Here is a 10,568-nt window from a genome sequence, read left to right on the forward strand (position 1 = left end):
AATTGACAGAGCACGGCGAAAAAGGCAACTTTTATTTGCGGATAAGCACTAAGGCCAAAGTAATTATGGATAAAGACATTAACTATATGGTTCATGACAAAATATTAGCGGCCTTGTGGAAATAAGTTTAGGCCAAGACCAATTATAATAAGGCACGAGTTAACAAATATACGTCTCGTGCCTTAATATTTACGGCTATGGGTAATTATTTTGCGGCCTTGACAGGTTGGCGGGGTTTTGGTTCTATGTGGGAAATAATCACGTATGGATTTTGTCCCGAAGACCCGAAAGTTGCGTTATCCGTGGTATAAAAACCTGGCGGAGAACGTGGAGGCCGAGACGGCCAAGTTTGGCGCAGCCCCTGCCGATGTCGCGGAGTTTAAAGAGTTGGTGCAAGGGTTGGTGACGCGGCTGGAGGAGACGAATGCGCTGGTGGCCGCCGTTCGGGGAGCGCGCAAAGCGGAACTGGCCGAGGAGCGGGAGACGTTGCCGAAGTTGCGCGCCCTGGTGCGGCATTGGAAAACGTTGAAGGGGTTCCCGGCTGCCGGCAGCGAGGCGGCGCTGCGGTTGAAGGGGCAGGCGGCGGTGTTCGCGCCAGCGACGTATAAGCCGGTGATCCGGGTGCGGATCGCGGCGGGGCGGATTCGGATTGGTTTCGCCAAGCGCGGCGTCACCGGTCTGGCGATTTATATGCGGCTGCGCGGGGTGGCGGAGTGGCGGAAGCTGGGTGTGGATACGCGCGCGCCGTTCTGGGATGGCACGCCGTTGGCGCAACCGGGGGTGCCGGAGGTGCGTGAGTATATGGCGCGCGGGCTGGTCAATGATGATGAGGTGGGGGTGGAGAGTGATATTGTGAGCGTGACGTTCGGCGGGTGAGGGTGGTGGTTTGGTCCTTTAATAATGATGATTTGATATGGATTACATTCCCATGACGCGAAAGCGGCGGCGTCCCTGGTTGGAAAATTTGCGTGACCAGGTGGCGAAGGAGGCGGCGAAGTTTGGCACAACGCCCGAGGCGATTGCCGAGGTGAAGGCGGCGGCGGAAGCCATTTTGGCCAGGATGGATGACACGGATGCCGGGGTTGCCGCAGTCAGGGAACTGCGCAAGGCGGAGCTGGCCACCGAGCAGCCGAACCTGCGGCTGATTCGCGCGCGGGTGCGGAATTGGAAGACGTTGGAGCCGTATCCCCTGTCCGGCGGTGAGGAGAAGCTGCGGTTGAAGGAGCCGCCGGCACCGTTCGATCCGGAGACCTACAAGCCGGTGATCCGGGTGCGGCTTCAGGGGGGGCGGATTCGGTTGGATTTCAAAAAGAAGGGAGTATCCGGGCTGATGTTTTATATGCGGCTGCGCGGGGCGGCGGAGTGGCGGCAGTTGGGGGATGAGTCGCGTGCGCCGTTTTGGGATTACACGCCGCTCGCGCAGCCGGGCGTGCCTGAGATACGCGAGTACATGGCGTGCGGGATAAAGGGCAAGCATGAGATCGGCGTGGCCAGTGAAATTGTGAGTGTGACGTACGGAGGTTAGCCTGTAAAATCGGGGGGCATGGCGGGTTGACACCCGCCGCGATCTTTGTTAGGCATTTAAAAAACGCATATCATCTAACTCGACTATGAAACCAGAAGAAAATACGCCATCTGGAAAGCCAGATACCAGTCGTGAAACGTGCTTTATCATCATGCCATTTGGTGGGTGGTTTGATGAGTATCATAAATTAATCTATAAGCCAGCCATTGAAGCTGCACATCTTAATCCGATTCGCGCAGATGATGTTTATCGGTCAGGTACTATTATAAATGATATCTGGAATTTCACTAAAAAAGCAAAACTCGTTCTAGCTGATCTTACAGGAAAGAATCCTAATGTGCTTTATGAGTTAGGTTTGGCCCATGCACTTGCAAAACCTGCAATTTTAGTGGCTGAAATGATTGATGACGTTCCATTTGATCTACGTGCATTGCGAATTATTCTGTATAATAAAAACGAACCTCAATGGGATAAAAAACTAAGCGAAAAGATCACCAAGGCTGTTAATGAAATCATGGCATCTGAGTTGAGTGCTGTTCTCCCTACATTTTTGGAAGTAAGGCCTGATTCAGAAAAGAAAAAAATATCAGAGCAGGACAAAACATTGCTCGAACTTCGCGCTGAACTCAATTTATTAAAGATGGAGGTGCGTTCTAAATCTCCTTGCAGCTCGGAAGAAATCCTTTCAACTGTTAGCCAGTATCATCCTCTAAAAAGTTATCCTCCTGATGTACAACAGATATTACAGGAGGCGCTTGAGAGTCAGCATGCTGTTCCCAAAATAACTACCAAACCAGCTAAGAAGGTATCGTAATTGAACTTTTCTGGCACACCCTTCAGGGTGCCGGGCCACTTCTGGCGGTTTTCCGGTGGTCGCGCCTCGTGCCCCTCGCATTCCACCTTTTCCGCCGCCCCAATTGCTGCAACCGCCTGTGAGGTTGCCCGGTCATTCGGGCATGCGCCCGGAGCGGTACGGCCAAGGAGATGGCGGAGAAATAAGGCAAAATCGGGCTTGTGTGGTTTTGCAGCGGGATTTAGCCTGTTTTCCATAATAACAAACCAAGACAACGATCAGGCTTTCAAATCCCGGAAGGGGCAATAATATGAAGTTGCGTAATCTTGTAGTGTTGCTTTGCAATCTGGCGGTTCTGGCTGGTTTGCCGGCCAGGGCGGCCGAAAATATGATCGGGCGCCAAAGCCAAAACGAGGGACTGCGGGTGCTCCCCGTGCCGGGCAAGGTGACCATTGATGGCGACCTGCGAGATTGGGATTGGTCCGGGCGTATCTGGTGCTTTGTTGATACTTCTGTGCGCAGCCGTTACTCCGTGGAATTTGCGGGCATGTGGGATGCGGAGTACCTGTACCTGGCTGCCAAGTGGAAAGACCCCATGCCGATGTTCAATATGATTGATCCGGCCTTCAATCCCAATGAAGGCTGGAAAGCGGATGCCTGCCAGATGCGCGTGCTGACCGATCGCCCTTTGTGGATTACCACCTGGTACTACACCGGCAAGAAGCAGCCGGTGATGCACTTCGCTTATTGGAAGGATCCAACCAATGAACGGCTGGGGCAGGATACTATTTTACTGACGGCCCCCGAGAACGGCACGCAACTGGGGCAGGCAGTCGAACTGGCTTACCGCATGGATGACGACGGGCGCGGCTTTGCCCAGGAAATGAAAATTCCATGGAAACTGCTCTTCCGGACGGTGCCGGAAATCCGTCCCGACCTGGTGATGAGGCTGGGCTTGGAATTCATGTGGGGCGATGCGACCGGCAAAACCTGGCCGGTGCACCGGTATGCGGATAATATGCAGCCGGGTGCCACCTCCCGCGAGTTCTTCTGGAGTGCCCGCAAGGATTGGGGCGATGCCCGGCTCATGGCGCAGGGGCATGTGCCGGAGCGCCAGTATGTGAGCGATGGCGGGCGGGTGGAAGGCACTGTGCCCGTGCGGGTGACCATTCCCAAGGATGCCGCCCGTTTTACGGTGGTGCTGGATGATCCGAACGGGCGGCGGGTGCGCACGCTGGCGGCGGATTGTGATCCGGCGGATTACGCCGTTCGCAGCCGGGAATCGGGAGCGACGCGCACTGTGGAGGTCAACTGGGATTGCCTGAACGATTTCGGCCGATTGGTCACCCCCGGTAATTATCAGGTTCGGGGCCTCACTCATCGCGGGCTGGGCGCCCAATATGAAATGTGCTTTTACAATCCGGGGACGCCTCCCTGGCAGACCAAGGACGGTAGCGGAGCCTGGGGAGCCGATCATACCGGTCCCAACAATGTGACCGCCGCCGGCGATTGGATGATTATCACCTGTCCCGTCGTGGAGGGCGGATCAGGCATCTGGGGAATTGATCCGGATGGGCGCAAGCGCTGGGGGGAAAAGCGGGGAGCGGGAAAAGTCACGGCGGACGCAACCTACGTTTATGCTTACGTGGTGAGCTGGTATACCAAGGAAACCATTTGCCGGTTCCGGGTGACGGATGGTTCCACCCAGCCCTTTATCCTCGACGGAAAACCGCGCACCTTCGACCTGCCTTTGACCGAGATTCTCGGACAACCCGAGCCCGGCAAGGTCACCGGCATGGCCGTGCATGGGGGACAATTGGTTCTGGCCTTGAGCAGCGGTAAACTGGTCGTGCTGGATGCCGCATCCGCCGCTGTCCTGAAGCAGTTCGAGGTGGCCGATCCCAGCGAAATCGCTTTTGGAACGGACGGCACCCTATACGGATTATCGGGGGGGAAAGTGCATCAGATTCATTGCGATAGCGGGACGCTCACGCCCATCGCCACCCCCAAAGTGGACAAAGCCGTGGCGCTCTCGGTTGACCGCGAAGGGAATATTGTCCTGGCCGATGCCGGTCCGGATAGCCAGGTGAAGGTTTTCAGCCCCAAAGGCAAGCTGGTTTATGCCTGCGGCAAAAAAGGCGGCCGCCCCATCCGTGGCGCGTATGATGAACAGGCGATGATGCGAATGAGTTCTGTGTCCGTGGATAGCCGGGGCCGGGTGTGGGTGGTGGAGAACTGGAGCTACCCGCGCCGGGTGTCGGTGTGGGAGCGCAGCGGTAAGTTGATCCGGGATTATCTGGGTAACACCGGCTATGCGGGTGTCGGTTGCTATTTGCACGAGCAGGATCCCACGCTCGCCTACTGTGGTCCCATTGAGTTCCAACTCGATAAAACCAATCGCACGTGGAAAATCTCCCGCATTCTTTGGGTGCCCGACCCGGAGAAGGGCGAGAGTTTTACCCTGGCTACCGGGGGCAACGCGCTTCCCCAGCGTTTTCGCAGTGCTGCCAGCGGCCAGCCGCGCGAATATCTGTACGCGCATGACACCGCCAATGAGGGCACCGGGCACGTGATCTTCATGGAACGCAAGGGCCGTTGGCAACCGGTGGCCGCGCTCTGCCTGGTGGGCCATCTTTCCGGTCGCTTGTCGCATCACGGCGAGGTGCTGGAGGAGCCGTCAGGGGAAATGGCGGGGCTGGATCCCTATGACGTCTGCCTGTGGAACGATACCAATCGGGATGGCAAAGTGCAGCGCGGCGAATGCGCCATCATTCGCGCCCAGCTTGCCCCCGGCAACAAACGCTCGCAACCGGGGCTGCGGCTCGGCAATGGCTGGGGCGGCCGGTTGGGCGAGGATATGAGCATCTACACCGATGGCTTGGCTCGCTACCAGCCATTGGGTTTCACCGATGACGGCGCTCCGATCTACGGCTTGGATGGCCGCTTCCCGCTTTCCCAACGCCTGGCTGGCGCCGACCTGGTGCCGGTGCCGGGAGAGGAGCGCCTGGTATTTTTTGCCGGCGGTTCCCGCGATGTGCCGGGCGTGCTGGCCGGGCTCGACCTCCGTTCCGGCCAGGTGCAATGGGACTATCCCAACCCCTACCACAGCGTGCATGGTTCGCACCGCGCACCGATGCCCAAGCCGGGCCTGCTGATCGGTCCGTTGAAAACCTGCGGCGTCGCCCATGTGGACGACACCATCGGGAACGTCTTTTTGATTCGTGGTAATCTGGGGCAGGACTTTCTGTTCACCACCGACGGACTCTTCGTAGGTGCCATGTTCCAGGATGGCCGTCTGCCGGGTGATTCCCTGCCGGAGCGCGAGGCGGCGCTGCTGAATCTCCCCATGGAAGGCTTCACTGAAGGCGGCGAGCCGTTCAACGGCTGGTTTGGCAGGCAGTCCGATGGCAAAATCCGGCTCACCACCGGCATGGCCCGGGAAGCGGGCATGATTCTCCAGGTGCGCGGGCTGGAGACCATCCGCCGCTTTACGGGCGGCACCGTGGCGCTGAATCAGCCGGCCATTTTGAAAGCCGACAAGGAAAACACGGAGCGCGCCAAGGCCGCCGCGCAAACGCGGCAGTACACCATTATTGCCGCTCCCGCCGGCAAGCCCATGGAGGGCAAGAGCGATTTCTGGAAAGAAGTGCCCGCCCTGAATGTCGGTCGCGAGGGTCAGCCCGACCGGGCCGCCGTCAAGCTGGCGTATGACGCCGAAAATCTCTACGTGCAATTTGACGTGCAGGACAGCTCGCCCTGGCGCAACGAGGGCCGCGATTTTGCCCGGCTCTTCAAGACGGGCGATGCGGTGGATCTGCAATTCAGTGCCCGGGCAGGCGTCAAACCGCACCGGGAACCGGAGGCTGGCGACGTGCGCGTGCTGATCGCCCCCGGTCAAAACCAGCCGCTGGCGGTGCTCATGGTGCCGGTGGATAAGGCTGCTCCTGCCAATGCCCGCAAGGCCTACACCTCCCCCGTGGGCACGAAAAAATTTGATCGGGTGGAGCCGCTGGCGACGGCGCGTGTGAGCGTGAAGGTGGAAGGCGCCCGCTATCGCATCGAAGCCGTTCTGCCCTGGCGCGCGCTGGGATTATCCCCGCAGCCGGGGATGACGATTCGCGGCGATGTGGGCTTCATTTCCTCGGATGCCCAAGGGATGCTGAACGTGGCCCGCACCTACTGGGCCAATCCCAACACGAATCTCGTCAACGATGAGCCACTGGAAGCGTGGATCTACCCAGATACCTGGGGCGAGTTTACCTTTAAGAAGGAGTGAAATGCGGGGTGCCGCAACCATTCGTGTTGCCGACTTCCTCTATCAGGAAACCATCGACACGTTGGGGACCAAGACCATTTGAGTAAAAAAAAGACCGTGCCAGGGGCACGGTCTTTGCGAAAAGGAATTTTCCCGGAGATTACTCAACTCGGACCAGGAACTTGTGAATGGTGGTTTGGGTGTAGGTTTCGCCGGCTTTCAGGACAATGGTGGGGAATTTGGGATGGTTGATGGAATCCGGGAAATGATCGGTTTCCATGCAGAAGCCAAAGTGCTTCTTATAGACCACGCCGCCTTTGCCGGTCAACGTGCCGTCCAGGAAATTGCCGGTGTAGAACTGGAGGCCGGGCTCGGTGGTGTAGATTTCCATCCCACGACCGCTTTCCGGTTCATAGACGCGCGCCGCGAATTCGGGCGACTGGCTCACCTCGGATTTGAGGACGTAATTATGGTCATACCCGCGCGGGGTATTGGTCAACTTGCCAATCCGCGAGCCGATCGGCATCGGCTTGGTAAAGTCCATGGGGGACCCGGAAACCTTTTTCAATTCGCCAGTGGGGATGAGGGTGTCATCCACTGGAGTGTACCGCTTGGCGTTCAACTGCACGATATGCCCGAGGATGTCGGCCTGGTTCTCCTTGTCCTTGGGGTTCAGGTTGAAGTAGCTGTGATTGGTCAGGTTGATCGGGGTGTCTTTATCGCTCTTGGCCATGTAATCAATCCGCAGCTCGTTTTTCTCGGTGAGGGTGTACAGAATGATAACCGTCAGGTTGCCGGGATAGCCTTCCTCGCCATCGGGGCTGAGATACGTGAACTTGACGCACGGGCCGAGCTGGTTCGTATAGACTTCGGCTTTCCAGACGACCTTGTCAAAGCCCTTGATGCCGCCATGCAGGTGGTTGGGGCCGTTATTGGTGGCGACGGAAAAGGATTTTCCGTTGAGCTTGAACTGGCCTTTGGCGATGCGGTTGGCCACGCGCCCAATGGCGGCGCCAAAGTAGGGATGCCCCTTCACATAACCATCCAGGTTGTCAAAGCCGAGCACAATGTCGCCCATTTTACCCGTGCTATCGGGCGCGCGCAGTTCGGTGATGATTGCGCCAAAGGTGATCACTTTGCAGGAGAGCCCGTTGGAGTTGACCAGCGTATATTGGCCAATCTCGGTGCCGTCAGGCAGTTTGCCATAAGAGCTTTTTTCAACGCTAGATTTCATAGCAGGAGCAGGTTGTGCCGGTTGGGTATCCGCGCCAAGGAGCAGGGTTGCCGGAGTGGCAGCCAGCGCCAAGGCCAAGGCTAAGGTTTGAATTTTCATAAATGCCAGAACGTGGTTAGAGTATAATGCCGGGGTTGTCAGCTAAATAATTGTTCCGTGGCCTCGCATTTTCATGCGACAGCCTTGGTCCATTCAGGGCGGCTATTTCTTGGGCGCTGGATTTTGCGGCGCGGATTTTACGCGCCACGCCATGAAGAGCATCCAGCCGGCGAACACCAGCAGGATGAATCCCCACCAAAGGTTGATGTTGATGCCCAGCGAGGGCTTCAAATCATCCGGCTTGGCAGAGATGCCGGCGAGCACCAGCAGGGCGCCCACGAGTGAGAACATGATTCCGATTGGCAAACGAATGTCGAGTCCCATAAAATGGTTTCTTGCTTGTTTGGGTTACCAGAAATAGAGGTTGATGATCACGCACGCCACCAGCAGGATGACCCCGACCACCGCCGGGCGAAGGTACCAGGCCTCGTTTTCATCCTGTACCAGTTTCGGCGTCATGGAATAGACCAAGCCCTTCAGTTCCGCATCGCTCTTGGTGCGTTTCGTGGCCAGGGAGATGGTCAGCGTGAGCACAAAGCAGGAAATGAACGCGAAGCTGGCCAGCCAGAAGTTCTGCGCCATGGTGGACTTGAAGTTAAAGAACGCATGTCCCATCCAACCGCCTTTGCCCTCGGCCATGGTCAGGCCATGCACCACGGCGGAGGTGGAGATGCCACCCAGCAAGCCCAGGAAAGCGCCGGTGGCGGTCGTGCGCGCCCAGAACATGCCGAGCAGGAAGGTCGCGAACAGCGGCGCGTTCACAAAGCCGAACACCAACTGGATAATGTCCATGGCGTTGTTGTACATGCGCGCAAAATAGGCGCACCCGATGCTCAGCAGAATGCCCACCACCGTAATTGCCCGCCCCATCCAGAGGTAATGCGCATCGGTGCGGTCCTTGGCGATATACGCCTGATAGAGGTCATACGTCCACACCGTGTTGAACGCCGTCACGTTGCCCGCCATGCCGGACATGAACGAGGCCAGCAGCGCCGTCAGCGCCAGTCCCAGCAGTCCCGTGGGGCAATACTTTTTCACCAGCGAGAGGATGACGCCGTCAAAATCGGTTTCCGTCACGGCGTCCTGCAGGCGGTCTTTCATGGCTTCCTTGGCTAGCGGCGTGGCCTTGTTTTCCACCACGAGCGCGGCGATCTTGGCCGGACTGAGTTTATAATCCTTCGCATCCTTGCCCATGACATCCGTGACGGCTTTCAGCGTGGCTTCCCCCTGCAATCCCTGGGCGGAAGCCTGTTGGACCGCCGGAATCATCTTCTCGTAAAGCGCGTTGTCGAGCGGTTTGGGTGGCAGACGATAGCCATCCTTCCCGCCCAAGGCCAGTGCGGCCGCAATCATGCCGGGCAGAATGACCAGGATCGGGAAGAGCATCTTCGGAATCGCCGCAATGATCGGCGTGCGCCGGGCGGACCCCATGTTTTTGGCAGCCATGGCGCGCTGCACCACCAGGAAGTTGGTACACCAGTACCCGAAGGAAAGCACGAAACCCAAGCCGAACAGCATCGCGAACCAATCCACCCCCATGGGGTTGGCGTCCGGCCCGGCCAACAGTGGCGTCCAGGCGCTGGTCCAGGAATTGCTCCCAAATGTGGTTTCAGCCGTTCCCGGCAACCCGACTGCCGCAGGATGCTGTGCGACCACGGCCAACTTAGTCTTTAGCACTTCCCAGCCGCCCACATCCTTCAACCCGAGATACACCACCGGGGCGAACCCGAGCACGATCATGAAGAACTGCAACACCTCGGTGTAAATGGCGGAGGTCAAGCCGCCTTTCAGCACATACACCAGCACCACCGCCGAGCAAATCCAAAGGCTCAGGTGATAATCCCAGCCGAGCAACTGGTTAAGCAGCTTCGCCAGCGCGTTCATGGAAATGCCGGAGGCAAACACCGTCATCACCGCAAAACTCAGCGAATTCAGGCAGCGGACGCGTTCATCAAAGCGCATCTTGAGATATTCCGGCACGGACCGGGCCTTGGAGCCGTAATAGAACGGCATCATGAACACCGCCAGGAAGATCATGGCGGGGATGGCGCCCACCCAATAAAAGTGACAGGTGGCAATGCCGTACTTGGCGCCGCTGGCCGCCATGCCGACCAGTTCCAGCGCCCCCAGGTTGGCCGAAATGAAGGCCAGCCCGGTGACCCACGCGGGGATGGAACGTCCGGACAGGAAGAAATCCGTGGAACTCTTCATGTACCGGTTGAGGAGGAAGCCGATGCCCACGACCGCCAGGCAATAAATCAGCAATATCGCGTAATCAATCCAACCTAGTTCTATATGCATATAGTGATGGGCATGTTGTTACTGATTCAAGGGCGGCTTGTCAACCCTGATCCATACGTATTTTGGGCAACGCCAATTTGGCAACGAGAAAACTGGTGATTAGAGTTGCTGGCGAGCGGTTGGGTTGGGTAAGCTGGAACCATGTTCACGCGCTTGATTAAGCTTCGTCCGGCGACCGGCGTCCTGCTGGTGTTGCTCGGCAGCCTGATGGCGGCGATGGCCGATCCCGCCTCACTGCGGCTGGCTATCCAGGATTTGGCGGCCACGTTTGGCGGGAAATACCCGTTGGGACGGCAATACTTGGAACGCCTAGCAGCCTGTCGGACTTAGAAAAGCAGTTTTTTTAAGAAGCCCGGACATA

General features: G+C 57.7%; 8 protein-coding genes. 5 read left to right on the forward strand and 3 right to left on the reverse strand.

Annotation, left to right across the window (positions count from 1 at the left end; translation table 11 throughout):
* Positions 1–264 precede the first annotated feature (264 nt).
* The 4 genes from WCO56_26500 to WCO56_26515 all read left to right on the forward strand — a co-directional run bounded on the left by WCO56_26500 (position 265) and on the right by WCO56_26515 (position 6,594).
* Complete coding sequence (locus WCO56_26500; GenBank protein MEI7733151.1) at positions 265–876, forward strand: hypothetical protein; 612 nt, start codon at positions 265–267, stop codon at positions 874–876.
* Positions 877–928: 52 nt separating this feature from the next.
* On the forward strand, positions 929–1,525 hold the full coding sequence (locus WCO56_26505) for a hypothetical protein (protein MEI7733152.1): 597 nt from the start codon (positions 929–931) through the stop codon (positions 1,523–1,525).
* 85 nt (positions 1,526–1,610) lie between these two features.
* Positions 1,611–2,339, forward strand: a complete 729-nt coding sequence (locus WCO56_26510; GenBank protein MEI7733153.1) for a hypothetical protein — start codon at positions 1,611–1,613, stop codon at positions 2,337–2,339.
* A 289-nt stretch (positions 2,340–2,628) separates the two neighbouring features.
* Positions 2,629–6,594, forward strand: a complete 3,966-nt coding sequence (locus WCO56_26515) for a hypothetical protein (protein MEI7733154.1) — start codon at positions 2,629–2,631, stop codon at positions 6,592–6,594.
* 139 nt (positions 6,595–6,733) lie between these two features.
* Here the strand turns inward: WCO56_26515 and WCO56_26520 are convergent, their stop codons facing one another.
* The 3 genes from WCO56_26520 to WCO56_26530 form a co-directional block, all read right to left on the reverse strand.
* The gene (locus WCO56_26520; GenBank protein MEI7733155.1) at positions 6,734–7,906 is read right to left on the reverse strand and encodes an aldose epimerase family protein; all 1,173 of its coding nucleotides are present in this window, start codon (positions 7,904–7,906) and stop codon (positions 6,734–6,736) included.
* Between the two features lie 102 nt (positions 7,907–8,008).
* Entirely contained in the window at positions 8,009–8,230 is a 222-nt protein-coding gene (locus tag WCO56_26525) for a hypothetical protein (protein MEI7733156.1), read from the reverse strand.
* Between the two features lie 24 nt (positions 8,231–8,254).
* On the reverse strand, positions 8,255–10,207 hold the full coding sequence (locus tag WCO56_26530; GenBank protein MEI7733157.1) for a sodium:solute symporter family protein: 1,953 nt from the start codon (positions 10,205–10,207) through the stop codon (positions 8,255–8,257).
* Between the two features lie 141 nt (positions 10,208–10,348).
* Here WCO56_26530 and WCO56_26535 point away from each other — a divergent pair, with 141 nt between their 5' ends.
* On the forward strand, positions 10,349–10,537 hold the full coding sequence (locus WCO56_26535; GenBank protein ID MEI7733158.1) for a hypothetical protein: 189 nt from the start codon (positions 10,349–10,351) through the stop codon (positions 10,535–10,537).
* Positions 10,538–10,568: the final 31 nt, after the last annotated feature.

This window comes from Verrucomicrobiota bacterium (assembly GCA_037139415.1).
Taxonomy (GTDB): domain Bacteria; phylum Verrucomicrobiota; class Verrucomicrobiia; order Limisphaerales; family Fontisphaeraceae; genus JBAXGN01.

Excerpts from the sequence above, each read along its gene's own strand:
- WCO56_26505 (MEI7733152.1), top strand. The coding sequence starts at position 929 with ATGACGCGAAAGCGGCGGCGTCCCTGGTTGGAAAATTTGCGTGACCAG.
- WCO56_26530 (MEI7733157.1), bottom strand. The coding sequence starts at position 10,207 with ATGCATATAGAACTAGGTTGGATTGATTACGCGATATTGCTGATTTAT.
- WCO56_26525 (MEI7733156.1), bottom strand. The coding sequence starts at position 8,230 with ATGGGACTCGACATTCGTTTGCCAATCGGAATCATGTTCTCACTCGTG.
- WCO56_26510 (MEI7733153.1), top strand. The coding sequence starts at position 1,611 with ATGAAACCAGAAGAAAATACGCCATCTGGAAAGCCAGATACCAGTCGT.
- WCO56_26535 (MEI7733158.1), top strand. The coding sequence starts at position 10,349 with ATGTTCACGCGCTTGATTAAGCTTCGTCCGGCGACCGGCGTCCTGCTG.
- WCO56_26520 (MEI7733155.1), bottom strand. The coding sequence starts at position 7,906 with ATGAAAATTCAAACCTTAGCCTTGGCCTTGGCGCTGGCTGCCACTCCG.
- WCO56_26515 (MEI7733154.1), top strand. The coding sequence starts at position 2,629 with ATGAAGTTGCGTAATCTTGTAGTGTTGCTTTGCAATCTGGCGGTTCTG.
- WCO56_26500 (MEI7733151.1), top strand. The coding sequence starts at position 265 with ATGGATTTTGTCCCGAAGACCCGAAAGTTGCGTTATCCGTGGTATAAA.